At 50.7% G+C, this 26,399-nt stretch carries 21 protein-coding genes and 1 pseudogene; 7 read left to right on the top strand and 15 right to left on the bottom strand.

Annotated features, from left to right (window positions below; translation table 11 throughout):
* Positions 1-73: 73 nt before the first annotated feature.
* Positions 74-1,672: an acyl--CoA ligase family protein gene (locus JWG88_RS13695; RefSeq protein WP_205234356.1), complete on the bottom strand. Its 1,599-nt coding sequence runs from the start codon at positions 1,670-1,672 to the stop codon at positions 74-76.
* A gap of 489 nt (positions 1,673-2,161) precedes the next feature.
* On the opposite strand from JWG88_RS13695, the gene JWG88_RS22080 reads away from it, so the two are divergent.
* Genes JWG88_RS22080 through JWG88_RS13670 form a run of 5 tightly spaced genes read left to right on the top strand, consistent with a single transcriptional unit; the run spans position 2,162 to position 8,866 of the window.
* Entirely contained in the window at positions 2,162-3,097 is a 936-nt protein-coding gene (locus JWG88_RS22080; RefSeq protein WP_205234355.1) for an NADH-quinone oxidoreductase subunit B family protein, read from the top strand.
* Positions 3,098-3,114: 17 nt separating this feature from the next.
* On the top strand, positions 3,115-4,632 hold the full coding sequence (locus JWG88_RS13685) for a nickel-dependent hydrogenase large subunit (protein WP_205234354.1): 1,518 nt from the start codon (positions 3,115-3,117) through the stop codon (positions 4,630-4,632).
* 19 nt (positions 4,633-4,651) lie between these two features.
* Entirely contained in the window at positions 4,652-5,101 is a 450-nt protein-coding gene (locus JWG88_RS13680; RefSeq protein ID WP_205234353.1) for a hydrogenase maturation protease, read from the top strand.
* A gap of 11 nt (positions 5,102-5,112) precedes the next feature.
* Positions 5,113-7,935, top strand: coding sequence for a response regulator (locus tag JWG88_RS13675; protein ID WP_205234352.1), 2,823 nt, complete (start codon positions 5,113-5,115; stop codon positions 7,933-7,935).
* A gap of 7 nt (positions 7,936-7,942) precedes the next feature.
* Positions 7,943-8,866: a diguanylate cyclase gene (locus tag JWG88_RS13670; RefSeq protein ID WP_205234351.1), complete on the top strand. Its 924-nt coding sequence runs from the start codon at positions 7,943-7,945 to the stop codon at positions 8,864-8,866.
* A gap of 94 nt (positions 8,867-8,960) precedes the next feature.
* On the opposite strand, the gene JWG88_RS13665 is transcribed toward JWG88_RS13670, so the two are convergent.
* Entirely contained in the window at positions 8,961-10,418 is a 1,458-nt protein-coding gene (locus tag JWG88_RS13665; protein ID WP_205234350.1) for a TrkH family potassium uptake protein, read from the bottom strand.
* Complete coding sequence (gene trkA, locus JWG88_RS13660; RefSeq protein ID WP_205234349.1) at positions 10,415-11,752, bottom strand: Trk system potassium transporter TrkA; 1,338 nt, start codon at positions 11,750-11,752, stop codon at positions 10,415-10,417. Before trkA ends, JWG88_RS13665 begins: the two co-directional genes overlap by 4 nt.
* Positions 11,753-12,329: 577 nt before the next feature.
* Here trkA and JWG88_RS13655 point away from each other — a divergent pair.
* Complete coding sequence (locus JWG88_RS13655) at positions 12,330-12,839, top strand: Hsp20/alpha crystallin family protein (RefSeq protein WP_205234348.1); 510 nt, start codon at positions 12,330-12,332, stop codon at positions 12,837-12,839.
* A gap of 130 nt (positions 12,840-12,969) precedes the next feature.
* Here the strand turns inward: JWG88_RS13655 and JWG88_RS13650 are convergent, their stop codons facing one another.
* From JWG88_RS13650 to JWG88_RS13620, 7 genes are all read right to left on the bottom strand, one after another.
* Positions 12,970-13,428: a universal stress protein gene (locus JWG88_RS13650; RefSeq protein WP_205234347.1), complete on the bottom strand. Its 459-nt coding sequence runs from the start codon at positions 13,426-13,428 to the stop codon at positions 12,970-12,972.
* Positions 13,429-13,600: 172 nt separating this feature from the next.
* On the bottom strand, positions 13,601-14,212 hold the full coding sequence (locus tag JWG88_RS13645; RefSeq protein ID WP_205234346.1) for an alpha/beta hydrolase family protein: 612 nt from the start codon (positions 14,210-14,212) through the stop codon (positions 13,601-13,603).
* Between the two features lie 698 nt (positions 14,213-14,910).
* Positions 14,911-15,423 (bottom strand): YehS family protein, encoded by a 513-nt coding sequence (locus JWG88_RS13640; protein ID WP_205234345.1) that lies wholly within the window; start codon positions 15,421-15,423, stop codon positions 14,911-14,913.
* A gap of 113 nt (positions 15,424-15,536) precedes the next feature.
* Positions 15,537-16,451: an RluA family pseudouridine synthase gene (locus JWG88_RS13635; RefSeq protein ID WP_205234344.1), complete on the bottom strand. Its 915-nt coding sequence runs from the start codon at positions 16,449-16,451 to the stop codon at positions 15,537-15,539.
* A gap of 293 nt (positions 16,452-16,744) precedes the next feature.
* Positions 16,745-17,389 carry a class I SAM-dependent methyltransferase gene (locus JWG88_RS13630; RefSeq protein ID WP_205234343.1) on the bottom strand — a complete coding sequence of 215 codons (645 nt, stop codon included), beginning with the start codon at positions 17,387-17,389 and terminating at the stop codon, positions 16,745-16,747.
* 128 nt (positions 17,390-17,517) lie between these two features.
* Entirely contained in the window at positions 17,518-19,119 is a 1,602-nt protein-coding gene (locus tag JWG88_RS13625; protein WP_205234342.1) for a Na/Pi cotransporter family protein, read from the bottom strand.
* A 77-nt stretch (positions 19,120-19,196) separates the two neighbouring features.
* A complete protein-coding gene (locus tag JWG88_RS13620) occupies positions 19,197-19,628 on the bottom strand; it encodes a universal stress protein (protein WP_205234341.1) in 432 nt (143 codons plus the stop codon).
* Between the two features lie 581 nt (positions 19,629-20,209).
* Here JWG88_RS13620 and JWG88_RS13615 point away from each other — a divergent pair.
* Positions 20,210-20,582, top strand: a pseudogene (locus JWG88_RS13615) (VOC family protein).
* Between the two features lie 206 nt (positions 20,583-20,788).
* Here the strand turns inward: JWG88_RS13615 and JWG88_RS13610 are convergent.
* Genes JWG88_RS13610 through acsA form a run of 5 tightly spaced genes read right to left on the bottom strand, consistent with a single transcriptional unit; the run spans position 20,789 to position 26,027 of the window.
* Positions 20,789-21,034, bottom strand: a complete 246-nt coding sequence (locus JWG88_RS13610) for an acyl carrier protein (protein WP_205234339.1) — start codon at positions 21,032-21,034, stop codon at positions 20,789-20,791.
* A complete protein-coding gene (locus JWG88_RS13605) occupies positions 21,031-22,260 on the bottom strand; it encodes a dihydrolipoamide acetyltransferase family protein (protein ID WP_205234338.1) in 1,230 nt (409 codons plus the stop codon). Before JWG88_RS13605 ends, JWG88_RS13610 begins: the two co-directional genes overlap by 4 nt.
* Complete coding sequence (locus tag JWG88_RS13600; RefSeq protein ID WP_205234337.1) at positions 22,253-23,260, bottom strand: alpha-ketoacid dehydrogenase subunit beta; 1,008 nt, start codon at positions 23,258-23,260, stop codon at positions 22,253-22,255. The genes JWG88_RS13605 and JWG88_RS13600 overlap by 8 nt, the downstream gene beginning before the upstream one ends.
* Entirely contained in the window at positions 23,257-24,270 is a 1,014-nt protein-coding gene (gene pdhA, locus JWG88_RS13595) for a pyruvate dehydrogenase (acetyl-transferring) E1 component subunit alpha (RefSeq protein ID WP_205234336.1), read from the bottom strand. Before pdhA ends, JWG88_RS13600 begins: the two co-directional genes overlap by 4 nt.
* Positions 24,267-26,027, bottom strand: coding sequence for an acetate--CoA ligase (acsA, locus tag JWG88_RS13590; RefSeq protein WP_205234335.1), 1,761 nt, complete (start codon positions 26,025-26,027; stop codon positions 24,267-24,269). The genes pdhA and acsA overlap by 4 nt, the downstream gene beginning before the upstream one ends.
* Positions 26,028-26,399: the final 372 nt, after the last annotated feature.

Here is a 26,399-nt window from a genome sequence, read left to right as displayed (position 1 = left end):
ACATCCATCGCCTGAGAAGAAGGGCAGGAAACAACGATAGGGAGCGTTTCCTGCCGCATACCGGGTATGAAAATCATCGGATTCTCTTGTGTCCCCGCCACTCGTTTTCTCTGAGTTTAAACTTCTGGATCTTGCCGGTGGCTGTTTTGGGAAGTTCACCAAATTCGACATATTTCGGAGCCTTGAAGCGGGCAAGGTTGGCCTTGGTAAAGGCTATGATGTCTTCGGCATTCGGCGTACTGCCGGGTTTGGGTACGATGAAGGCCTTGGGCACCTCTCCCCATTTTTCATCGGGGACCGGAATAACCGCAACTTCCTGCACATCAGGGTGGCGATAGATGACGTTTTCCACTTCCACGGTGGAGATATTTTCACCGCCGCTGATGATGATATCCTTCTTTCTATCCTGGATCTGGACGTAGCCATCCTGGTGGATAACCGCCAGGTCCCCGCTGTGAAACCAGCCTCCGGCGAAGGCTTCCTCGGTTGCTTCGGGATCCTTGTAATATCCCGTCATCACATTATTGCCGCGCATGACAATTTCACCCATGGTTTCACCATCGCGAGGCACCGGCTCCATGGTCACCGGATTGACCACATCCATGAAATGAGTAACGATATACGGTACTCCCTGCCGTGATTTCATGTTGGCCTGCTCCTCGGCAGAGAGGTTCTGCCATTCCGGCTGCCAAGCGCAGACGCTATGGGGGCCGTAGACTTCGGTCAGACCATAGGTATGAGTGATATCCGCGCCGATCTCCTCCATGTTTTTGATGATGGTGGGCGCGGGTGGCGCTCCCGCGGTCATGATCTTCAGCTTTCTCTTCATCTTCACATCAGCGGCGCCGGGCCAGGTGCTCATGGTGATAAGCACGGTGGGGGCGGCGCAGAGGTGAGAGACATCCTCCTTCTCGATAAGACGATAAATTTCCTCGGCAACTACCTGGCGCAGACAGACATGGGTGGCCCCAACGGAGGTTATGCCCCAGGTAAAGCACCAGCCGTTGCAATGAAACATCGGCAGAGTCCAGAGATAGACGGATGAGGCATCAATGCCGGCTTCGAGGATCTCGCCGATGGCATTGAGATAGGCTCCGCGATGATGATACATTACTCCTTTGGGTTTACCGGTTGTTCCACTGGTATAATTTATGGAGAGCAGCTGGTCCTCGTCCTCGATCAAAGACTTGACAGGCTCCGCTGAACCAGTGGACAGAAATTCTTCATATTCCGGCCCGTCCAGAGTTGCCGGAGCAGCCGTATCGCAAATATTGACAAACTTGACATTGCCGAGTTCGGACGGCTCGATGAGAGAGGCAAATTCACTGTCAACAAAAACATAGCGTGCATCTGAATGATTTAAGATGTAGGAAACCTCGCCGGGGGAAAGACGAATATTGACGCACACCAGAGCGGCGCCGATCAAAGGAACACCATAATGCGCCTCCAGCAGAGGCGGAATGTTAGGGCAAATAAAGGCTACCTTGTCGCCCGGACCGACCCCCGCTTTGAGCAGAGCTCCGGCCAGACGATTCACTCTCTCATAAAATTCCTGGTAGGTATATCTCCGATCTCCGTGGATGATGGCTACCTTCTGCGGATACACAAGGAAACTGCGGTTGAGGAATTCAACCGGCGTCAATATACTCTTGTTCACACCTGCTCTCTGCATCGAAATTCTCCCTGTTCAGATGGTTATTCGCAATGAAAACTCCATTGCTATCGAGCGCTCGGTCGCTTTTTTTTGCCCAAATCGACATCAAGCGTTGAAAAATACATTCTGAATCTGTCCGCAAATACCGGATTCTCTGAAATTATCTTATTTATAGTATTTTTTCCATAATTTTAAGCGTGATGGCGTCATAAAAATCCAGATCCCCCGTATTGCCTTGTATATTGAACTCTTTATCTAGCCAGCTGAGACATCGTGGCAACATTTTACAAGTCCAGCAAACATGACGGTGATAATGTCCTTCCTGGTTGCAAGGGGAGAGCCGGAGCAACGTTGGAATAACGTTGACACTCAGGAGCATTTCTCCTATAGATTCATAGATGGGATGGTCTAGGCCCAACTATTTTGGTCCATTGTTTTTTTTTTATTTAAATACCATATGTTTAACTGAGTAAATAAGTTCCTGAAAAGAAGGATTGGAGGCACCAGGTGACAACGGCATATTGGCTTCAGGGCGGCGGATGTGGAGGAGATACTTATTCTTTTCTTAGCAGTGAATTTCCTAATATTGTTGAATTGTTTACGGCCCTCGATATCGAGCTTTTGTGGCATCCATCACTGTCCAACATCTGTCCTGCGGACCACAAACAATTGATTGATGAGATTATAACCGGGAACCAGCCTCTGGATTTGCTGATTGTCGAAGGTTCGGTGATCTGCGGACCTGCCGGTACAGGCATGTTCAATACCAAGGATGGTCGCCCCAAAAAAGAACTCATAAATTTTCTGGCTGCCAAAGCTGAGGTTGTTGTAGCCTTGGGCACCTGTGCCGGTTTCGGTGGTTTTGGTGCCGATCATATCATCGAGGCAACCGGGCTGCAGTTTTCCAAGAGAAAACGAGGTGGATTTCTTGGAGAAAAGTTTCTCTCTAAAGCCGGTCTTCCCGTGATTAACCTGGCGGGTTGTCCCTGTCATCATGATGTGATTCAGGGTGCAATCAGTGCTCTTGCCACCGGCGTCCCCTTGGAACTTGATAAATATCAGCGGCCGCTGGAATGGTACAGCACCATGGTTCATCAGGGATGCACACGCAACGAATATCATGAATACCGCGTGGAAGAATCGGATTTCGGGGAGCTGGGTTGTCTTTTTTTTCATATGGGCTGTGCCGGACCTCTGGTTCCTGGGCCCTGCAACAAACTGCTGTGGAACCGACAATCCTCGAAGCCGCGAGCCGGTGTTCCCTGTTTCGGCTGTACAGATCCCGAGTTTCCCAGGTCTACTCCGTTTTTTCAAACACCTAATATCGAAGGCATACCCCTTTCGCTGCCTATCGGAGTCAATCGTGCTCATTATATGGTGTATAAGGGAATGGCAGCTGCTGCCGCACCGGAGCGGCTGCAGCAGAGAACATCAAAAGTGTAGTTGGTAACAGGACGTATATGTCGAAAATTACAAAGAACGTCAACATACCGCTCAACAGAGCAGAGGGTGATCTTGAGATTAACGTCGAAGTAGTAGACGGTGTGATCACCCAAGCCTGGAGTTCGGGCACCATGTATCGTGGTTTTGAGGCAATGATGCTTGGTCGCGGGGCTCTGGACGGGCTCGTTATAACACCTCGCATCTGTGGTATCTGCAGTCTGACCCATTTGACCGCCGCAGTCGAGGCCCTTGATGCCATTACCGGAGTAAAGCCTCCGGATAATGCCCGCAGGTTGAGGAATCTCGCCCTGATGGTTGAAACAATTCAGAGTGATGTTCGTCAGGCTATCCTGATGTTCATGGTGGATTTCGCCAACCGGGAGGCTTATGGTAACCATCCTTTGGGGCAGGAGGCGGTTGAGCGTTATGCTCCTCTTCAGGGCAGTGCCGCAATAGAAGTAATCCGCGAGACTAAAAGGCTGATTGAAATTGTCGGGATCATTGGCGGGCAGTGGCCGCACACCTCCTTTATGGTCCCGGGCGGCGTGACCTCAATGCCCGATACCTCCAAGATTATGCAATGTCGCATGATTCTCCGTCATTTCCAGAGCTGGTATGAACGCTTCATCCTGGGCTGTTCCGTCGAGCGCTGGCAGCAAATATCCACGGAAGCCGAGCTGGATGAGTGGCTTGAGGAAAAAAACAGCCACAGGAACAGCGAGGTTGGCTTTTTCATCCGTTTTGCCCGCCAGGCCGGTCTCGACAGCACCGGTCGCGGTCCCAACCGTTACCTCAGCTATGGTAATCTGACTTTACCTGAAGACACAACCGTTGCAGGGACTGGGGGAAGACTGACAGCCGCGGGTTTTGCCACTGACCTCGAAACATTTCAATTCGACCCACGGGAAATAACAGAAGATATCTCCCATTCCTGGTTTGAGAAGGAGGATGAGCCTCTTCATCCCTTTAAAGGAAAAACAACCCCGTATGCCTCCGGAATGGGAGGGGAACTCTATTCGTGGGTAAAAGCGCCACGTTACCGAGGCAAAGTGATTGAAACAGGTCCTCTGGCCGAGGAAATTATCGGCGGAAATCAGCTCTACAGGGATATAATCCAGCGGGGAGGCCCCAATACTCTAATCCGTGAACTGGCTCGGCTTACCCGTCCTGCCGGAATATTCTCCTCGATGATGGTCTGGTTTGAGGAGCTTGTTGCCAACTGCAACGCTGATTTTTACCACAAGGTCAGCGGAATCCCCGACGGTGAAGGTGCCGGTCTGATCCAGGCAGCCCGCGGAGCCCTTGGCCACTGGGTCAGAATCAAAGGAGACAAAATTACCCACTATCAGGTCATTACGCCTTCATCCTGGAACGGTTCTCCCCGAGATAGCGAGGGTAATCGCGGCGCCTGGGAAGAAGCGCTCATCAATACACCCATCAGGGATGTGAAACATCCTGTGGAGGCAGGTCATGTCATTCGATCTTTCGATCCATGCCTCGTCTGTGCAGTTCATGCAATTCGGAAAAAAAGATAGTCATGCAGGCTGGAGGCCAATGAAGAGCCGCATCATCTGCATAGGTAACAGGCTTCTGCCTAAGGACGCTTTCGGTCCCGCTGTCTTCGACGATTTGCTGACGCGGTGCCTTCCGGCTGGAATAGAGATTATTGAAGGCGGCACTGCCGGACTTAATCTGCTGCCCCTGCTTGAAGCACGCGGCCGGGTAGTCTTCGTCGACACTGTTTCGGGTTTTGCCGAAGCAGGCACTCTCGTTTTACTTGACCGGGAAACTATTACCAGCAGTGTGGCCGACGTCCATTTCGGCCATGATCTCGGGTTGGCCTATGTGCTTGCAGTGCTCCCCCGGGTTTGTGAAAAAGATATGGTCGATGAGGTGTTTCTGGTAGGATTTGAAGGCGAATTTAATGACCATGTTGTAAAAAAGGCTGCGGAGATGAGCATGAATATTGCTGTGAAGGGAGCCGCTGCCGAGCAATGTCATTAAAGGAAAAGTCGATGGAAAAAAGTTTGCATGAACTGCAGGCCGAGAACGAGATGCTCCGTCAGGAGATAAAAGTTGCCCGTGAAGCAGCTGATATAACATCGGACTTCGTCGTTAAACAGTTTGAGCAGACCGAGCAGATGCTGCGTCGTTTCCAGATTGCCGATTCCGAGCGTCAGGCCGTTCTCGATGCAGCCACCCAGCTTTCTATCATTGCAACCGATCTTGATGGTACTATCCAGCTGTTCAGCCGCGGAGCCTCAACGCTGCTGGGATATAAAGCAAGAGATATGGTGGGCAAGGTTAATATCCTTTCTCTGCATCTTGAAGACGAGGTTGAAAACTACGGCAATGAAGTCAGCGGCGTCGTCGAATCCTCCCTTACCGGTATGAATGTCTTCGCTCAGTATGTTAAAGAGAAACAAACTCGCGGACAGGAGTGGCTCTATAAATGCCACGATGGTAAATACCTCGAGGTAAATCTGTCGATTACCGGCCTGTATTCCGAAGGACGAATGAAGGGGTATCTGTTTACCGCCATGGATCTCTCCGCGCATAAGCAGTTTGAATATGAGTTGCGCCAGGCCCGTGATATCGCCGAGTCCGCCAATGCCTCAAAAGGGGCTTTCCTGGCACGCATGAGCCATGAGATACGAACACCGATGAATGGCGTCATCGGCATGTCCCAGCTTCTGCAAAAGACCGAACTCGACCCCCAGCAGCGCAATTATGCCGATAAAATCCTCGGTTCTGCCAAAACCCTGCTGGGGCTTATCAATGATATCCTCGATTTTTCCAAAATCGATGCAGGCAAACTGGAGCTTGAGTCGATACCTTTCAATATAGATGATGTCTTTGCCAATGTCGTCAACGTCATAGGCATGCAGGCCGAAGAAAAGGGGTTGGAATTCCTTTTTCATGTCGAGCCCCAGGTGCCCCAGACCCTCGTTGGCGATCCTCTGCGCCTCGGCCAGGTACTGATGAATCTTGCCGGTAATGCGGTAAAGTTTACTGCGCGCGGAGAGGTGGTTGTTACCGTCACCGTGGAAGAATTGAGGGAAGAGACCATAGCATTGAAATTCAGCGTACGGGACAGCGGTATCGGCCTGGAGAAGGAGCAGGTCGAAAATCTTTTCAGCGCCTTCAGTCAGGCGGATGATTCGATAACCAGAAAATTCGGCGGAACCGGATTGGGGCTGACTATCTGCAGACAACTCACCGAGATGATGGGTGGCCGTGTCTGGGTGGAAAGCCTGCCGGGAGAGGGTTCGAATTTTCTGTTCACGGTTCGACTCCGGCTAACCAGCGCAAAAACTTTCCCCGAGACCCGCATGCCCGAATCCTTTGATGGCCTGCGTGCCCTCGTCGTCGATGACAACAAAGCCGCCCGCGATGTGTTGAGCTTGATGCTTTCGGCCATCAATATGGAGGTGGACAGTGTTCAGGATGGCCATTCCGCCATAGTTCGACTGGAAGAGGCCGTCAAGGCGGGTAAACCCTATGATGTGGTCCTGCTCGACTGGGTGATGCCAGGGATAGACGGCATTGAAACAGCCCGACGAATACGGGCTAATGCGTCTCTGGCCAAGGTTCCGGCGATGCTGATGGTCACAGCCAACGGCCGTGAAGAGGCATATGTCGAGGCCGGCAAGGTCGGCATGGATGCCTTTCTTCTCAAACCTGTATACGGCTCGGTGCTTTACAATACGCTTCTGCAAATTCTCAGAATTCCTTCTGTTGACGGTCCACGGATATCTAGGAAAGATACCGCCGCCATCCTCGAACTTGATACGATTCGGGGTTCCCGCATCCTGCTGGTTGACGATAACCATATCAATCAGGAGGTCGGAGCCGCCTTTCTGAAAAATGCCGGTATGCAGGTGGAAATCGTCGATAACGGTCATGAGTGCCTGGATGTTCTTGCGGAAAAGTCCTTCGACCTTGTTCTCATGGATATTCAGATGCCGGTGATGGATGGCCTGGAGGCAACCCGCAGGATTCGCCAAAACAGTGAGCTGAAGGATCTGCCGGTTATTGCCATGACGGCTCATGCAATGGCGGGGGACCGCGAAAAAAGCCTGGCCGCCGGTATGAATGATCATATCAACAAGCCAATTGATCCGGACTTGCTGTACAAAGCTCTGAAGGAGTGGATACCCGGCAAATGCGAAAGAAGTTTACCGACGGAGGATAACCGGGCTGCTGAACGGATTAAGGGCGAAATCGTTGTGCCGACGCTTGCTGGAATTGATAAGGATAAGGCCATTCGCCGGCTCGGCGATAACTCCGAACTGTTCCTGAGGATGCTGAAGGATTTCAAGAAAAGCTTTTCCACTCTGCCGGGGACTTTGCAGGAGTTGTCCATAGCAGGAAACTGGGCCAGGATATATGAGCATGTCCATACGGTGAAAGGAGTTGCCGGCTATATAGGCGCACAGTCAATATTTGAAGAAGCCAGTGAACTGGAAATCGTTCTGATCGAGGAAAACCGGGAATCGGCAACGCATAAACTTCCTTTGCTGATCGATGCCTTGAACAAGGTGCTTTCCTCTTTAGCCCTGCTGCCGGAGGAGTTTGAGGACGCCGGAGGAACTTCCCGCAGTGGTGATTATGGATTGTCTGAGATCAGGGCAAAAGCGAAGCATCTTATTCATCTGCTGGAGCATGGAGAACTTGCAGCCGAAGAGCATTTTCAGCAAATGAAGGAGATGCTGGCAGGGTGCGGGCATGAGGAGGCTATGGCGGAGATCGAAGCAATGATTGACGACATAGATTTCGAGGAGGCGGCGGAGTTGGCAACTGACCTGTTACATCGGTTACAACGGCAAAAAGGTTGAGGCGCCCATGGTAATTGAAGAGAAGAAAGCCCGTATTCTGATAGTGGACGATGAGAAGATGAACCTCAAAGTCCTGGCCGATCTCCTTAAAAATGAACATTCGGTAATTCTTGCCAGAAGTGGAGCGCAGGCATTAAAGCACGCTTTCGGAGAAAATCCGCCTGATCTTATTCTGCTTGATGTAATGATGCCCGATATGGGCGGGTATGAAGTCATTAAATGCCTCAAGGATAATGACCGAACCAATGCAATTCCGGTAATTTTCGTCACCGCTCTGAATTCCATGGAAGACGAAGAACATGGACTGAAGCTGGGGGCGATGGACTATATAACCAAACCTTTTTCACCTCCGATAGTGGAGATGCGGGTGCGCAATCATCTGCGCATCGTTCATCAATACCGGCTGCTGGACCAACTGGCCTACCTGGATGGCTTGACGGAGATCCCCAACCGGCGCAGGTTCGAGGAGGTTTTTAAGAACGAGTGCCTTCGTGCAATCCGTAACAGAAGCCCTCTTTCCATCGGTATGGCGGATGTCGATTTTTTCAAGCAGTACAACGACCATTACGGTCATGCCATGGGCGACCGTACCTTGCAGGCTATTGCCAGGGTATTACACAATTCGGTGAAAAGACCGGCCGATCTGGTTGCTCGTTACGGAGGTGAGGAATTTGTCATGATCTTCCCGGATACCGATAGGGACTCCGCCAATCTGGTTGCCGATCGTATCCGTCTGTCCATAGAAGAATTAAATATCTCCCATCAATATTCGGGGATCGCCGATCATATTACCATCAGCATCGGTTTGGCGACAGCCAGGCTGACCAATGAATTCCGGCCTGAATCGATTCTGGAAAAGGCCGATATCAATCTCTATACGGCTAAACAGAGCGGGCGCAATATGGTTGTTTCAAGTCTGGTAAGCCCTTGATGATCTCTTCTGCCGTCCTTCCGGTAAATGGAAAAACAGACTGACGAGTCCGGATTGACGGAAGTGCCTCGACATAGGTCAACGGGATCAAATGCTATTTTCTGAATTTCCAGAAATCAGGATGAAGCATGGCCAGAAAGGGAATCAACTCCAGGCGTCCGACGATCATGTTGATAATGAAAATCATTTTTGTAGCGCTGGAGAGATGGTCGTAACTTGCCATAGGACCGATTTCACCAAAACCCGGACCGATATTGCCGATGGTTGCCGCCGTGCCGACCAGGCCGATTGAAGGATTGCCTTCAATAGCGGTGACGATAAATGCGGAAAGGGTCATAAGCAATACATAGAAGAAGAGAAAGCCAAGCACCTGAAGCTGAATATTCTCCGGTACCGTTTTGCGGTCGATCTTGATCGGCATGACAATTCGTGGATGGACGATCTGCACAATTTCCCTGCGTAAATACTTCCCGGCCAGCAGCACCCGAACAACCTTCACCCCGCCACCGGCAGATCCGGCGCAGCCGCCTATCAGCATAGAGGCAAACAGGATCGTCTGGGCCGCCACCGCCCATATGGCGAAATCCGCAGAAGAAAAGCCGGTTGTGGTAATTATGGAGATAATCTGGAACAGACTGTCGCGGATGGCATCACCGATTACCATATTGCCAAGGAAGAACAACAGCAGGGCCAGACATATGGAGCCGGCCAGAATGAAGAAGGCATAGCAGCGGAATTCCTCACTGCCCAGAAGCGCCAGCGGCCTGCGCCGTGCCGTCATTCGGTATTGTAGGGCAAAGTTTGAACCTGCAAGAAGCATAAAAAAGATCACGATCCAGGTGATTGTCGAGCTTTGGTATCCCATTATTGATTGCGGGTGAGGAGAAAAACCTCCGGCCGCCATGGTCGACAGTGAATTGCATATCGCATCGAACAGCGGCATCCCAGCGATTTTAAGCAATGCAATCTCGATCAGGGTGAGAGAGAAATAGACAAGCCAGAGAGCCGTTGCCGTATGTTTGATGCGAGGGGTGACCTTTTCCTCGGTCGGACCGGGCGCCTCGGCGAAGAACATCTGGCGGCCGGCGATTTTGAACTGCGGCAGAATGGCAACAAATAAAACGATAATACCCATGCCCCCCAGCCACTGGGTAAGACTGCGCCAGAAGAAGAAAGATTTGGGATACAGGGAAAAATCGGTCAGCACGGTGGCACCGGTGGTGGTTATCCCCGAAACCGACTCAAAAAAGGCATTCAACGGATGCAGGCCAAAGAACAAGTAGGGAATAGCGCCAAAGGCCGCGGTGGTAATCCAGGCCAACGCAACAATCAACATGCCTTCATTGCGCTTGAGTGTGTCGAAATTCCGCAAAAACCCCCCAGCCTTCTGCAGCAGCAGACCACACACTATGGCACTGGCAGAGGCGATGCCAAACGGATATATTGAAAGGTAATCCTTTTCAAGCAGGGCAACAACCACCGGGGAGAGAATAATGGAACCAAAAGCAACAAGGATGATACCCAGCGCAGAAAATATATGGACACTTTTCATTTGCTGAACATCCTTTTAACGGTGTCGGCATCGGCTGCCATGGTAAATATCTTTAAGAGATCGCCGCCCTGCAGCGTGGTCTCTCCATGAGGAATAATTATCTGTCTGCCCCTCTGGATGGTGCCTACAATCGCCTTGGCGCCAAATTGCACATCGATGATTCGGGTTCGGGGAAAGTCTTCGGCCAGGTTGATCTGCAATACCTCTCCCTGGCCACCTTCGACCAGGGCCAGGATGTCGACATCACTTGCCTGTACCCGGTTCAGAAGTTCTTTCAGCGCCGATTCACGCGGAGAAACCACAACATCGATGCCGACCCGATCAAACAGAAGAGCCGTCTGGACGTTGCCGACCCTGGTGATGATTCTGGCGGAGCCGAGCTGTTTGACCAGAAGTGAGCATAAAAGATTTTTTTCATCGTTATTGGTAACGCAGATAACCGCATCGACCTCACCTATGGCCTCATTTTCGAGCAGCTCAAAATCGGTGCCGTCGCCATGAAGAACCAGGCTTCTGCGCAGGTTGTCGGCGAGAAACGAACAGCGTTCCCTGTCGTGCTCGATCAGGGTTACCTGGATTCCCGCCTGTTCGAGCTTTTCCGTTAAAAGAAAGCCTACACTGCCGCCGCCGATAACGGCGACCTTTTTGATGGCGCTGCTTTTCCTGAAGAATCTGGCTGCGAGGATATCCAGCGCCGGACCGGTCCCGATAAAGACAACTTTGTCTTTATTTCTGATTATGGTTGAGCCATCGGGAATGAACAAAGTGTTATCCCTGGTAATGCCGACTATGATGACGTCAGTAGGAAAATCGCAGTCCATGATTCGTTTATTGAGAATGATCGAATCCTTCTTGATGCGATACTCGAACAGTTTGGTGCTGTCTTGAGCGAAATACTCGACATCGATGGCATCTGGCACCGATACTATCCGGAAAATATCCTGGGTCAGCAGCAGTTCGGGCCAAATGACCGTATCGATATCATATGGTGTTCGATAGGCGCTTTGCCGGTAAAATAAGAGGTTTTTGTAAAGGTTGATGGTGCGTACAAAACAGATTGTCTCAATGTTCTTGATCCGCTTTATGGTCCAGCAAGCCACGATGTTGGCTTCATCAAGATCGGAACAGGCAATGAACAGGTTGACATTAGAGGCCTCCGCCCGCTCGAGCGCGGCCACATCTGCGCCGCTGCCGCTGACATAATTGATGTCCAGGTCGCTGAATTTTTCCGGCAGTTGTTCCTGTTCGTCAATCAGCGTAATATCATGATCGTTGCTCAGCCGAAGCGCCGCCATATAGCCTGCTTCGGTGGCGCCATATATTACAATTCTCATACCTGCTCCCAACCGGATCTGATAAAATTCGGCAGAACCCTTTGTCCTGCCGGAGACGGAATCACCATAATGCAATACGATTACTTTGACCATCACTTTCCAGCTTTGTAAAGTATTGAATGAAATTCTGCCGATAGGGACGTTGTAACTGCTTTGTCAGGGCCTGCATGTCGGGGGACAACCAAACCTGCGAAGCCTGAGTGTTACATCCCAGGAGCGCATCAATAAGCTGTGCCTTTAGAGTGAGGGCCTTCGAAGTCGCTAGGAAAGAGGAGTATTCCTGCGTGACAGGATTTTTCCTGTCCGAGAGACTGCTGATTTTTCCGGGCTGGTTGAGGGATGCAGGATGAGAAGATCTGTCTTCTTGCGGTGTCTTTTTTTGTAAGGCTTAAATATGAATAAGTTCTTGTGGTGTTGATAATTTGTCATGCTATGCTGGGCCGTTTCACTAAATCCAGATATAAGAATGGCGCATTATTTGTATCTCTAAATCCATGAAGTGAAGCATCTGCGTATCTGGTGTGGGTATGGGTGGCGATTTGTGGTTATTGGAGACAAGACAAAGGAGGTAAAAAAAATGGCATTATCAAGATTTTTACCGGCAAGGCGGGGTAGAGGAGGAGCACTGACGGGAAGAGGAGCAGGTTGGGACGATATGACAAGTCTGCAACGGGAAATGAATAGGATGTTCAATGAATTCTACAGCGGCCTTGATCTTTCTCCCTTAGGAGTACTGGATGAGCCGTTATCACGTTTTGCTCCGAGTATCGATGTCAAGGAGACGTCGAAAAAGATCAAAGTAACGGCCGAACTCCCCGGCATGGATGAAAAAGATATTTCTGTCTCGCTGGAAGATGATTTCCTTGTCATCAGCGGGGAAAGAAAAGAAGAAAAGAAGGAGGAGGATGAGGAATATTATCACCGCGAGATGTCCTATGGTTCCTTTCGCAGGGTGATTCCTCTGGATGCCAAGGTTGATTCTGATAAGGTAGATGCTGAATTCAAAAAAGGTGTATTGAAGATATCTCTGCCCAAGCTGCCCGGCGCCGAATCCGAAAAGACCAAAAAAATCGAGATTAAAACCTGACTGTGATAAGGATGGGGCAGTCCTTTCGGTTCGGCTGATCCTCACCGGAGAGGCCGCCATCTTCAGACTACTTCTCTTTGATCCCGGTGAGTTTTTCGCTAAGCCACCAAAGTTTGTTTCAGGCTGTTTCCTAGCGATAAGGATTCATCACCAAAGTGGGACAGTGAGCTCTTTTGATTACGCGTTCGGCGACGCTGCCAAGGAGAATTTTTTCAATTGCTCTTCTGCCATGCGTACCGATGATGATCATGTCGGACTTCTGGTCCTTTGCATATTCAATAATTTCATCGACCACGTCACCGGTTGCTACCTTGCTGCTGCATTTTTTGCATTTGCCCTCGCATTTCTTCACAATCTCATCGAGTTTTTTCCGGGCTTGATCGACACGTGCAAAGGTGTAATCGTCATATGAAAAACTCCCCATGGCCATCTCTCCCATATAAGGCAGGGACGTGGCGGCATACTCGACTCCATGGAAAAAGGTGATCTCGCAATCAAGCTTGCCGGCTATGTCAATGGCAAAGTTTACAAGCTTCTCGGTATGCTGTTCGAGGTCAACGGGGACAATGATGTGAATAATCTCCTCCATATATTCCCTCCTCTATTCCTGAAAAAAAGTATTCTGTCAGTAGGTTGATCCGGTTTCCTTATATTTAGCCTATCATGAATGCACCTCTATTCCTAGCTGTTTTGTGCAGGATGAAATTTGTTCGCAGTGAGGAAATAAATTCTTTTTTGGGGCATTTATAGCGAATACTTTATCATTTTCCGAGCCATTGTAAAAAGGGGTCGATCCATTCCGGGTAGGGTTTGTAAATCAGACCGTGTCCCACATCAAGATCAAGGACAAACTCCTCAAATTTCCCCAGCCCCTCGGACCGTTGGAAGTAGAGTGACGGGACGATCTTCAGCTTATCGGCCCGGTCATGGATAGAAAGGACATTACCGTACAATTTCAAATCTTCGTCTGTCAGATTTTTTTCAAAAAGACCGGACAGAAACAGGTAATTTACGTCTCTCTCCTTAAGCATGGCGGACACATACGCGCTGATGCTGCCGCCTTTGGACGCACCGGTCACCGTTATTTTTTCCGGCGCTACCCCATGGGACAGAAGTTTTCTGATCTGATTGACGATTTTTTCAGCATAAGGTTTGATTTGAGTCCCTTGCGGCCGTGCCTCGCTGATAACGATGAATCCATGCCCGGCCAGTTCTTCAAGAATGAGCCGGTATTCGTAAAATCCATGCTCGTCACTTTTGGGGCGGATACCGGCCTCTTCAACTATCAGGCCGTGAAGATAAAAGAGATAATCTTTATCTTTGACTGGGGCATCGGGTACCTGGTCAAGAATAATAGCATTGTCGGCAACCATTTTCGGCTCCTTTTGGGTAGACCTCATTGTTCCGTCAGTATATCGATAGTTTGTGCTTGTGGAGAAAGATATATCATTGTAGGTGGATTGCCACTACTTTTGGATCTTCTTTGGATGAAGTATTAACATCGTCCTTTCAGGACTCATCGTGTGTCCGCAATGTCTCCGGTGGTTAAAACCACCGGCTATACGACCCACCTGTTACAACAAATTTTTTCCGGATCCATGCGCCTCATGGGGGTCTCCTATGAGATGCGTTGCAGCCCGTTGTATTTCAACTCTGATGACCTCGAAAGTCATCGGAGTTGCTGAGATGAGCTCTGCGATAGGCGTCCTACGGGCATAAACTCCGATTTTGACAAAACTCGTTGTACCAGGCGTACTATCTGGAACGGTGATTTGGCATTGCATATTATACGTTAAATCAAAGACTTAGAGCTAGGTTTACATCAACGTCGATCCGGTCTTTTTACGAGTCCATCAACTCTGATTGTTTCAGTATTACTTGACTGCGGCGCAGTCAGGGAGAGATCACCATGCAACACATGTGGACCAGCCCCCCAAAAAAAACCGCCAAAAGGAATCTCAGGTTATATTTGTATATTTTAGTACCTTTTTTTTTACTGCAGGTAAGCTCAATATGGAAGAACCCCATTTTTGATCGAGAAACAGGAAGAAACAAGATGTGAATGGTATTTCTATTTCTTCATTTTCCATTTAAAGTCACTGTTGTGATTGCTTTCAGGTCGATATTTCAGCTGCAGGCCTTTGAGGAAATTTCGCAGTATCTGGTCCTTGCAGGCGCGGTAGTTCTTATGACCGGGTTTACGGAAAAAAGCGCTTAATTCAGGTTTGCTTACCGGCAGACCTGCCAGGGTCAAAATCTCCAGTATCTCCTCATCTTTCAGGTCCAGAGCTATTTTCAGCTTCCGCAGAATAATATTATTGGTCAGATGTTGCTCGGGCTTCCGCTGCGGAGAGGGACTCTGATGCTCTGTTTGTTGCCGTTTCCAGGAAATGAAACCATTAAGAAAAACGGCCAGTTCAGCGTCCCAACATTTTTGATATGCCGGGTCATCCTCTTTTTTCAGCATGTCACTGACTTGTTGCCGTGTTACCTGATAGCCCGCCGCCCCGAACAGGGCAATCATCTGTGAATCGCCGATCTGGAAAGTATAGCGAAGGCTGCGCAGCACAAAATTGTTGGTCATTGTCTCTTATTTTTTCACTGCAGAGCTTTTACAATACTTCAAGCGAGATACCATGACCCCGTTTTGCATTGGTGGATGCAAGGCAGTAGGGATGGCTGCTGCTTTCCTGGCCGTCATGCTGAAAAAAGCTGCTGAAATTTTTCAGGAATTCCCGTCTCAAAGCGGCACGGTTCCCCGGTTGACGGATGTACAAAAGCCAGCACCTGGGCATGCAGGCCGAGACGGCGCAGGGGATTGTCGCTTGAGCCATATTTTTTATCACCGATAATAGGATGTTTCATGTCCTGCATATGCACCCTTATCTGATGTTTTCTCCCCGTTTCCAGGTTAATCTGCAGCATGGTATAGGTGTTGTTTGCCTTCAATGTCTTATAGTGGGTGATGGCTTTTTTCCCGGATTGCGGATTCTGTGATGAATACACGATGAAGGCCTTGCTCTCGGTGAGCCATGAGGAAATTGTTCCTTCCGGCTGCTCGATTCGGCCCTCTACCACACCAACATAGGTGCGTTGACTCACCGTTGAACCCCAGTTTTCCTGGATCTGTTCTTTGATTTTCTCGTTTCTGGCAAACATCAACAGTCCCGATGTTTCCCGATCGAGTCTGTGGATGACAAAAATTTTATTTTCGGAATTTTCCTTCTTAACGTAATCGCTCAGCATTGAATAGGCTGTTTTACGTTTTTCCTTATCCGTGGCGACTGTGAGGAGCCCTGCGGGTTTATTGATGACAATGATGTTTTCATCTTCAAATATAATATTGAGCTCACGCGGCTGCTGCACCGGTACGGCTCTGGTCCAGCTCACCTCGACACGCTGGCCGGGCACAAGAGCGTAATCGAACTGGGTGACAGGTTTGCCGTCAACTGAAACCTGCCTGTCCTTCAGTACGGCCTTGAGAATGTTGCGGCTCTTATGCGGCAGGTGGCTTAGCAGGCTGACCAGGAGGGTTTCTTTTTTCTCTACTATATATTCGGTGTTCTTTTTTTTAGCTGTTTTGGCACGGCTTCGGGGTCGGGCATCCTTCATTGTTTCACCTGGTAGACGTTAGTACCTTACAGATTATTTTCTTGTTTTTTTTACAAGAAAATAATCTGTCTAAAGGTTCTTATCCAGCTCAGCTGGGTTAGGTACTTTTGGTTTGGTAGATTTTTTCTTCTCAGAACCTGAGACAAAGAAATTCAGAACGAAAAGAATCATCGAGGCGCCAATCTACCTTTTTTCCTGTCTGAAGTCTTCTGCTATTCAAGCTTTTTTATGATTCCTCTTCTTTTTCGTAGATCTCCTTTACCTGATGATTGAAAGATGACAGCAGATTGCAGCTACCCTGATTCCTTTGGATTAGCTGCAGCGACCACCACGAATGCGCATTGGCCATAACCTGAGCGCAGAGCTTCAATTTCCCGTACCTCAGGCAAAGGATGTTCGAGTGTCTGGCCCCAGCTGTGTATTGAAAACCCCGTATGGCATAAAAGTTCGGCAACTTCGCCGGCAGAAAAAAAGGTGGCATCGCGGAAAAAGACGCTTTTTACCTGATGAGCCTGATAATATTGACCCAAAGAACTTTCCCGATCAATAAAACCAAGGACCAGACGTCCGCCGGGCTTGAGCACCCTGGAGATTTCGTCGAGCATTTTGGTCGGAGAATCGACAAAACAGAGGGTGGTCACGACCAGGGCATGATCGAAGCTATCGGCCTTGAAAGGCAGATTCTCGGCGGTGCCTGCAACTGTTGTTATTCCCCGTGCAGCAGCAAGGTCAAGCATTGCCCGTGAGGGATCGATGCCGAAGCGAAGACCCAGCGGTGCGGCAAAGCGTCCACTTCCCACCCCGATTTCAATTCCCCGGCCTTCCAGAGGGACAAAGGGTCGCAAGGCAAGCAGTTCGGAAACATAAACAACTGCATGTCGGTCGAACCAAGCCTCATAACGCTGATGATGCTCCTCGAAAGAAGTAACTCCAGGCATTGGAAGAATCCTCCCGTGATGCAGCAGTAAGACTCAGATATTTTATCATTATCATCAGACTCTTCAGTTATTGTAAGTCCGTCAAAAACAATTTCAAACCGCGGGGCAGCGCCAAATATCAGACAAAATCAGTCCAGAGTGTCAAAGTGCTCAATAATATTAAATGAATGGCTGCCTATCCGTTCAAGATCCCTGAAAACTGCGGGATAAAAAGCATCCACAGCGGTCTTTTCACCTTTTTTCACCTGACGTTTGAGGTATTTCATGCGCAGTTCCGTTTTTCTGGTGTTCACCTGGTTTTCCATGTCGGGCACGTCGAGCTGTATAATCTTCCGCTTCTTACGAACAGTTTGAACTGCTGCATCGTAGGCCATGGTGGCATTTTCAAAAATGTGCTGCAGATCTTTTCTGGCTGGTTCAGAGAAAATGATCTCAGGCTGGTCAGCATAAATAACCAGATTTTCGGCAAGATCGGCAATCCGTTCAATATCGGTGAGTGAATGGATAATTGCCCGTTTTCTAAGCCTGTCTCTGTTGGAAAGGAGCAGTGTGCTTATCTGATGCACATATTCCGTCACAGCATATGTTGCTAAATCGATGTTCTCTTCATACTTCCTGACAGTTTTTCCTCCTCCTTTATCCTGAGAAAATAATTTTCTGCCGGCGAGCTTGAGCATTTCATCGGTTATAGTCACCATCTTATAGACTTCCTCCTCCGCTCTGTATAAGGCAAGCGCCGGTACTTTGAGAAGATGACTGTCAAGACTTGCCATAATATCGGGGAAGTCTTTTTCCTTGCCGGGAACTATCTTCTCCAGAAGGGAAACAAGGATCCCGGAGAACGGCAGGAGAAGAAAGCTCACTGAAACATTGAATATCGTATGCGCATTGGCTATCTGTCTTGGGATAACGTCGGCGGTTTTCGAGATAAGATCGGCAAACGGTACGATTACCGGATAGATCAGCAGGGCGCCGGTCAGGTTGATTATGAATTGGGCCAGACCTGTGCGCTTGGCAGAAATCCCGGTGCCGATGGTGGCGAATAGCTCCAGGACGCAGGTTCCTATATTGGCGCCGACGATAAGGGAAATCCCCGACGACAAATCAATAACGCCCTCCATGCTCATGGCTATTACCAGACTTGTCGTCGCCGAGCTGCTGCTGGTGAGTGCAGTGAAGAGCGTACCCATGAGGATGCCCAAAAGCGGAAATGTTCCAAAACGGATAATCAGCTCGATGACTTGAGGATACTCTCGGAGTGGAGCAGCACCGTCCGCCATAATCTTCATGGCCAGAAATACCAGGCCGAGAAATAATACAATTTCGCCGCTATCCCTGATTCCCTCACGGGTTGGGAAAAAGGCCTGTAGAATAAAACCGACTATGATCAGAGGAAAAAATAAGATGGTTACTTTGAAAGCAACTATCTGGGCGGTAAAGGTTGTGCCGATCTCAGAGCCGAGAATGACGAATATTGCCTGCCTGAGTTTCATAACACCGGCATTGACCAGACCAAGCAGAAGCAGCACGGTGACGCTGCTGCTCTGCACCAGAAAGGTGACCAGAGTTCCGGTGAACATGCCGCCCAGGGGAGTGGCTGTAGCTTTCTCGAGAATGAGTTTCAATCGTGGCCCGGCAGCTCTCTTCATGGTGTCGCTCAGCATCCTGATGCTGAACATGAAGAGAACAAGTCCTCCGAGGAGCTTGAAAACTATTGTCGCACCGTCCATGGGGCTCCGGTCTCAGCGGATTGGCCGGGAAGCAGGCCGCAGCTCCCCAGCCGGTTCTGTATTACAAATCATCTTGTTCAGCGTACAACAAAGACCGGAATGTGATGACAATGCGACAGGACACGATGAGTCACGCTGCCGAGCACCATGCCTTTAAAATCGTTGAGTCCTCTTGAGCCCATAATTATCAGATCGCAACCTTCCCTTTCGGCTATTCTGCATATTTCATCTCCGGGTTTGTACCCGTGAGCAACAGCTTCAGTGAAGGTAACTTCATTTGCCTGAAGATAATCTCTGTAGGGTGAAAGCAGAAGATCGGCTTCTTCTTTCTGAGCCTTGATAGCCTCTTCCTTTGCCTTGCCGGTGACGATGCCGGGAATCGGGCCGGTAACATAGGCCAACAGGATCTCGGCATCCATAAGTTTGGCGATGTTAATGGCATGTTTCTTGGCAAGTTTTGAGTTTTCAGAACCATCTACAGGTAATAGAATCTTTTTGTAATTTTCCATGGGGTCTCCTTATCGACAAGTAAGTCAAGGTTGCCGTATTGGGTGAGAAAGATTGCCGTTGCAGAAAATGACATCAGAATGATTACGAATGCAATGAATTCGGATTCAAACCATCTGAGGAATCTGAAAATGAGAATTGCCGATTAGTATCCTGCAGATTGTCTTCTTGCTTTTTTGCAAGAAATAATCTGTCTAAAGGTTATTATGCCCCTCAAGGGGGTGCTGTAAAGAGTCCAGCTCAGCTGGGTTAGTCGAAGCTTCGCTGTGATACAGTGCTGAAAGGTTATGATTATGGTTCTAAATTTATTGTACGGCAGAACAGGATTTTTTGTCAAATGTGCCAAGGGAATAGAAGCTGTTCGTAGTTGGAGGGCTGCAGCACTTTAAAACAACAAAAATAACTTGAAAGAACACCTGGAAGAGAATATTTTTTTGTTAGGTGATTTATTGGAAGGAATCTGCGTAAAGTCAGGGCTGGCTTTTAAAGCAATGTTCTGTCACCTTGACCATCGGCTATAAGTTGAATCCACAACAGCGCAGGGCAGCGGGCCAGCTGTCAGGCATCGCAGGAGGATGCACTCGTGCAACTTCTCGTCAACATCGACGTCGATGATCTCGATCGCGCCATCGACTTCTTTTGCGCAGCCTTTGAACTTCACATAGGGCGCCGCTTTGGCGTGGATGGTGTCGAACTCCTCGGAGGCTCGACTCCGATATATCTGCTGCTCAAGACTGACGGAACCCAGGCTTCACCCGTCTCTCCCCACCTGAGGAACTACCAAAGACACTGGACCCCCGTGCACCTCGATATAGTCGTTGACGACATAGATGCTGCGGTAAGGCGTGCATTGACAGCCGGGGGGAAAACTGGCACTCATGTCGGATCCGTTCGGCCATGGCTTTTGCATCGTCCAGTTCCTCGGCAGAGGCTATGACGAGATCGCCACCCCATAGCAACGGCCTTCATGGTGAGCAACGGCGAGGCGGCAAGGGGACGAAGAGGAATTGATAATGATGCCGCAGGGAGAGCTCATATTCCATGCCGTCTTTCAGACGAAGGACTCCAGGAGCAATGCAAGGGAGAACAACCCGGCGCAATGATGCCATCTCCAGGATGGCGGCCATCCATTTGCGTATACCTTTAGCACCTTACTCCAGGATCAACCTTTCCGCTGACCGAGGTAGTCGATCATTTCCGCCAGGGTGTTGAGCTTGCCGTAATCCGCCTCTGGAACGCTGACTCCGAGTTCCTCATCGATGCGGACAAAGAAATTCAGGGCATCGAAAGAATCAATATCGAGTGCTTCCCTGATGTTCTCATCCGGCCCCAGGGTACCGGGATCGGATTCGGGGGCGATTCGTTTGAGAATCCCGAATATAATATTCTTGATTTCATTCTCGTTCATAATTCCGGGGTCTCCTGCAGATAGCGGTTTATGGCATCCAGGAACTTGGCGCCGCGATGGCCGTCGGTGGCGCGATGGTCAGCCGCAAGGGTTGCAGTCAGGACCGGCCTCACCCCGAGCATACCGTTTTCGGCCCATGGCTGCTCCATGGTTTTGCCGAACCCGACCAGGGCTAGCTGGGGCGGATAGATGATCCCGTAAACAGTTTCGACCCCGAGTTCCCCCAGGCTGGTGACAGTGATGGTGGCATCGGTCACCTCGGAGCTGCGCAGCCCACCGGATCGGGCGCGTCGGATAAGATCCCGCAGCGCCGCCATGAGTTCATCGCCAGTCATTTCATCGGCGTTGAGGATAGCCGGTGCAACTATCCCCCCCCGGCGCAAAGAGATGACGAAACCGATATTGATAGCTTCGGCGGTCTGATGCCGGTCATCGATCCAGTAACCGTTGAATTCCGGGAAATCCGTCAGGGCCAGGGCCACCGCCCTGATGAGCGGAACAACCGGCAGAATTCTGTCCTTTATCGGACGCTTCTCATTTTCCGAGGTCAGCCGGAGCAGGGTACGGCTCATGTCGATACGGGTCTGCAGGTAATAGTGGGGGATCTCCCTTTTGGAGCGTGCCATGGCGTTGGCGATTGCCCGACGCATGCTTGTTTGATGATCTCCGGCACCTGCCTTTTCAGGGAACGGGGTTGTCGGCTGTGGTGGTATTGGTGGTGCTGCCGCGGCTTGCTCGATATCAGAGGCGCGTATGGCGCCTTCAGGACCGGTTCCTTTAAGCGTACTCAGGTCAACTCCGCGGCCCGCGGCAAGTTTGCGTGCGTATGGAGAGACTTTGAGCCGTTCTGGTGCAGAGGTCCTAAAAGAGGGTTGGAAGGGTTCATTCTCAGGTTCAGGCAGCGGCTCGGACTCACCTTCGGGCTTCGGAGATGGCGGAGGAGTTTCCTGGGCCGGCGTTTTCTTCGGCGGCTCCTTCGACTCTTCGGCTTCTTCTGTTTTTATGACGGCCATAACCGTGCCTACAGGAACCTTTTGTCCAGGTTCAACAAGAAGTGATTCGATAAACCCGTCTTCGTAGACCTCGATCTCTATCGCGGCTTTTTCGGTATCCACGACAGCGACGACATCTCTTCGCCTCACTGAATCACCTGGCTTTACCAGCCACTCGATAAGCGTACCCGCCTGCATGTCGGAGCCTAAACTGGGCATGCGAAATTCAGCCATGGGCGTCCACCATTTTGCGGGCAAGGTTGACGATTGCATCCTTCTGCGGCAGCGCGGCTTTCTCCAGATGGGCGGCATAGGGCATGGGAACTTCTTCACTGCAAAGGCGTGCGACGGGAGCATCGAGATCGTAGAAACCTTTTTCCATAATGCGTGAGATGATCTCCGCAGAAATGCCGCCGCTGCGCCACCCCTCATCGACAATGAGGGCCCGATGGGTTTTGGCGATCGAGGTCAGAAAGGTCCCTTCATCGAGGGGACGCAAGGTGCGCAAGTCGATGACTTCTGCGTTAATGCCTTGTTTGGCAAGAATTTCAGCGGCATCCAGGGATTTGTGGAGGCTCGCGGAATAACTGATGATGGTGATGTCTGTTCCTGCCCTGAGCACCCGAGCCTGGTCGATATCGACCGCACCGGCATCGGGGGCCAGTGATCCTTCCATGTTGTAGAGTCCGGCATTTTCGAAAACCATTACCGGGTCCGGATCCTGCAGCGCCGTCCAGAGCATGCCGCGGGCATCCTCGATGGTAGCGGGGCAAACTATTTTGATCCCGGGAATATGAGCATACCAGCCTTCGAGTGAGCGGGAGTGCTGTGCAGCCAGCTGACGGCCGCCACCGGTTGCTATGCGGATGACGATAGGGACATTGAACTGGCCTCCGGACATGTACAGAAGGACGGCGGCGTTATTGATGATCTGATCGGCGGCCAGCAGACTGAAATTAACCGTCATGATTTCTACTATTGGACGCATGCCGCCTAGAGCCGCACCTATGCCTGCCCCCACAAATCCCGATTCTGAGAGAGGAGTGTCACGTATTCTTTCGGGACCAAATGTCTCAAGCAATCCTTTGCTGACCGCAAAACATCCTCCATAACGGCCAACATCCTCTCCCATCAGGAAAACCCGTTCATCTTTTTGCATGGCTTCACGAATGGCTTCGCGCACGGCTTCGCGGTAGGTGGTCTGTCTGGACCGGTTCTGCTCGCTGTCGCTCATGATATTCTCCGTTCCGAATAGACGAAGCGGGTCAAATCTTCGAGGGGTTCCCAGGTGCAGGCTTCAGCAAAGGCCACGGCCTCCTCAATTTCGCGGCTCACCTCGGCTTCGAGTTCGACGATGTCGCCCTCGTTTATAATCTGCTGATCTTTCATCTTCCGGGTGAATGTTGCGATCGGACATCGTTTTTTCCACTCTTCGACTTCCGTTTTAGGGCGATAGAGTTCGGGATCATACATCGAGTGTGCCCGGAAGCGATAGGTGCGGCATTCCAGGAAAAAAGGTTTCTTGGTGGCGTGAATTATTTCGGCAGCGTTTTTTGCTGCACTTTCAACTGCCTGCACATCCATACCATCCACAGCCGCTGAACCCACGTCATAGCTTTTGGCCTTGCCGGCTAGATCTGTGAAGGCCTCGGTATATTTCAGTGCCGTACCCATGGCATAGAGGTTGTTTTCACACACAAACAGCACCGGCAGTTGCCATAGAGACGCCAGGTTCATGCTTTCATGGAATTCACCCTCGGCGACGGCGCCATCGCCGAAAAAGCAGCAGGTCAGCTGAAGTCTCTGCTGCATCTTGTCGGCCAGGGCCAGGCCGACGGCTAAAGGCAGTCCGCCGCCGACGATGGCGTTACCTCCATAGAATCTCTTTTCAGCATCGAATAGATGCATTGACCCACCGCGGCCCCGGCTGCAACCTTCCTGTTTGCCGTACATTTCAGCCAGGATAGCTGCGGCGGTAATACCCCTGGTGAGCGCATGGCCATGCTCGCGATAGGTGGCTACTATGGCGTCCTGGCTGGTCAGTGCTTCCATGACGCCGACGGCCACCGCCTCTTCGCCGTCATAGAGATGCAGAAATCCCCGTATCTTCATAGCGCTGTAGAGTTCGGCACATTTTTCCTCGAGACGACGGATACGAATCATGGCGCGCAGCAGATGCAATGCGTGTTTTCGCTCCATTGGGGCTGCCTTTTCTTCAGCCCCGGCGGTTTTTTGGGTGCTCATTCCGGATTCTCCAGAGTTGATAGGTCGCCTTCGGGAAGACCCAGCTCCCGGGCCTTGAGCAGTCGGCGCATAATTTTGCCGGCCTTGTTTTTAGGAAGGTCCAGCTTGAATTCAATCTCTTTAGGGGCCACTGCCGAGCCTAGTCTTTGACGGGCGAAGCCGATGAGTTCGAGGTGCAAAGCATCACTGGGCTCGATATCGGGCTTGAGGGCCACGAATGCCTTGACGATTTCGCCGATAAGGGGGTCCGGTTTGCCGATAACTCCAACTTCGGCAACGGTGGGGTGTTCCATGAGCGTACTCTCGACTTCGAATGGACTAACCATGTGCCCTGAGGTTTTGATGATGTCATCGGCCCGGCCCACGAACCAGAAATATCCATCCGCATCGCGTTTGGCCAGGTCCCCGGTTAAATACCAGCCTCCGGCGAAGCACTTGCGGTAGCGCTCTTCGTCATGCAGATAACCGCGAAACATCGACGGCCATCCCGGCCGGAGCGCGAGGTCCCCCTCGATGCCCGCTTCCTCCACCACCTCGACAGCATCGCCCTCGGCGTGCCGGACAACAGCCGCCTCGATGCCGGGAAGCGGACGTCCCATGGAGCCGGGACGGATCTCCATTGCCGGGAAATTGGCAATCATGATACCGCCGGTCTCCGTCTGCCACCAATTGTCGTGGATCGGCAGCCCCATCGCCTCCATTCCCCAGACCACGGCCTCCGGGTTGAGCGGCTCGCCGACGCTGTGAATGAGGCGCAGGTTACTCAGGTCGTAGGTTTTTACCGGTTCTATGCCAAGGCGCATGAACCTGCGAATGGCCGTGGGCGCAGTATACCAGACACTCACCTTCCGGGAGGCCAGGATGTCACACCAGCGCATGGGGTCGAATTCGGCTTCATCGACGATGTTAGTAATTCCATGCAGCAGCGGCGAGATTATGCCGTAAGACGTTCCGGTCACCCAACCCGGATCGGCCGTGCACCAGAAGACATCGTCCTTATGAAAATCCATGACATATTTGCCGGTCATGTAGTGAGTGAGAGCGGCGCTGTGTGCGTGGAGCGCGCCTTTGGGCATCCCGGTGGTACCGCTGGTGAAGTGAAGAAGGGCTATATCCTCGGGGTCTGTAGAGGGAATGTCGTAGGTCTCGGACGCCTCTGCCATGAGCCTGGGCAGCGACCTGAGGCGGTCATCCTGGTGATCCTCGATATCTGTCAGGAGCACATATTGGAGAAGCGGGAGCTTGTCGATCAGCTGACTAACCTTTCTTCGGTAGTAGTGCTCAGTGGTCAGCAGAATTTTGGCATCCCCTCTGCTGAGCCTCTGAAAAACAGGTTCCGGCCCGAATGCTGAGAAGAGGGGGCAGAATACACTGGTGTTTTTAAGAATCCCCAACGCTGCAATATATAATTCAGGAATTCGGCCGGCCAGTACAAAGGCGGTGTCCCCTTTGCCGATGCCCAGGTCCAGGAGAATATTGGCAAAGCGGTTGCTCTGTGCTTTAAGCTCGCTATAGGTAAAGGTGCGGGAGGTTCCGCTGCTGCCGAGCCATAGCAGGGCCACATGATCGCCAAGGTCTCCACCGGCATGACGGTCGACTGCTTCATGGGCGATGTTAAATCCTCTGCTCTCAGGAAGACCCTGAAACTCGGCGCGGATGGTGTCCCACGAAAACGAGGCTACTGTGGAGGCATAATCGGAGAGATTCGGGGGCTTGGTGAACGAATGCGGCTTTTTTTCGATTGAAGGCCAAAGCACGTTCGCACCTCTCTTTGTCTTTTAGTTCAACATGAGTAGTACAAAAATGGTGACAAGCCTGCAAAAAGAATCCAACTTCTGCGCGTTTAGCCTGAATGAAGACAGAAGATGTATTAAAAAGAAAGTAATAAGTATGATAGTTAATGGTAAGCCAAAAGCAGGTGGATAGTCAAGCAGCGGGATTTTGTGCTGCCATGGACTCAACCCGGAGCCAAAAAGGTAATTTTGAAAAATCGGAATATTTCCTGATCATTCACTCATACATCTTCAGAAATCCTCAGCGACGAACCAGGCGTACTTTAAGGCGTCCTTGGAAATATCTGGAAAAAGCGGCAGGGACAAGATACGCTATTAATAGGTTCTCAACAAAGC

The sequence above is a fragment of the Desulfopila inferna genome (genome assembly GCF_016919005.1).
GTDB lineage: Bacteria > Desulfobacterota > Desulfobulbia > Desulfobulbales > Desulfocapsaceae > Desulfopila_A > Desulfopila_A inferna.
Note: the sequence above shows the minus strand (reverse complement) of the source record. Positions and strands in the feature narration are given on the sequence as shown.

Bases quoted from the DNA above. Each gene is read 5' to 3' on its own strand.
- JWG88_RS13695 (WP_205234356.1), bottom strand. From the start codon at position 1,672: ATGCAGAGAGCAGGTGTGAACAAGAGTATATTGACGCCGGTTGAATTC.
- JWG88_RS13685 (WP_205234354.1), top strand. From the start codon at position 3,115: ATGTCGAAAATTACAAAGAACGTCAACATACCGCTCAACAGAGCAGAG.
- JWG88_RS13680 (WP_205234353.1), top strand. From the start codon at position 4,652: ATGAAGAGCCGCATCATCTGCATAGGTAACAGGCTTCTGCCTAAGGAC.
- JWG88_RS13675 (WP_205234352.1), top strand. From the start codon at position 5,113: ATGGAAAAAAGTTTGCATGAACTGCAGGCCGAGAACGAGATGCTCCGT.
- JWG88_RS13670 (WP_205234351.1), top strand. From the start codon at position 7,943: ATGGTAATTGAAGAGAAGAAAGCCCGTATTCTGATAGTGGACGATGAG.
- JWG88_RS13665 (WP_205234350.1), bottom strand. From the start codon at position 10,418: ATGAAAAGTGTCCATATATTTTCTGCGCTGGGTATCATCCTTGTTGCT.
- trkA (WP_205234349.1), bottom strand. From the start codon at position 11,752: ATGAGAATTGTAATATATGGCGCCACCGAAGCAGGCTATATGGCGGCG.
- JWG88_RS13655 (WP_205234348.1), top strand. From the start codon at position 12,330: ATGGCATTATCAAGATTTTTACCGGCAAGGCGGGGTAGAGGAGGAGCA.
- JWG88_RS13650 (WP_205234347.1), bottom strand. From the start codon at position 13,428: ATGGAGGAGATTATTCACATCATTGTCCCCGTTGACCTCGAACAGCAT.
- JWG88_RS13645 (WP_205234346.1), bottom strand. From the start codon at position 14,212: ATGGTTGCCGACAATGCTATTATTCTTGACCAGGTACCCGATGCCCCA.
- JWG88_RS13640 (WP_205234345.1), bottom strand. From the start codon at position 15,423: ATGACCAACAATTTTGTGCTGCGCAGCCTTCGCTATACTTTCCAGATC.
- JWG88_RS13635 (WP_205234344.1), bottom strand. From the start codon at position 16,451: ATGAAGGATGCCCGACCCCGAAGCCGTGCCAAAACAGCTAAAAAAAAG.
- JWG88_RS13630 (WP_205234343.1), bottom strand. From the start codon at position 17,389: ATGCCTGGAGTTACTTCTTTCGAGGAGCATCATCAGCGTTATGAGGCT.
- JWG88_RS13625 (WP_205234342.1), bottom strand. From the start codon at position 19,119: ATGGACGGTGCGACAATAGTTTTCAAGCTCCTCGGAGGACTTGTTCTC.
- JWG88_RS13620 (WP_205234341.1), bottom strand. From the start codon at position 19,628: ATGGAAAATTACAAAAAGATTCTATTACCTGTAGATGGTTCTGAAAAC.
- JWG88_RS13610 (WP_205234339.1), bottom strand. From the start codon at position 21,034: ATGAACGAGAATGAAATCAAGAATATTATATTCGGGATTCTCAAACGA.
- JWG88_RS13605 (WP_205234338.1), bottom strand. From the start codon at position 22,260: ATGGCTGAATTTCGCATGCCCAGTTTAGGCTCCGACATGCAGGCGGGT.
- JWG88_RS13600 (WP_205234337.1), bottom strand. From the start codon at position 23,260: ATGAGCGACAGCGAGCAGAACCGGTCCAGACAGACCACCTACCGCGAA.
- pdhA (WP_205234336.1), bottom strand. From the start codon at position 24,270: ATGAGCACCCAAAAAACCGCCGGGGCTGAAGAAAAGGCAGCCCCAATG.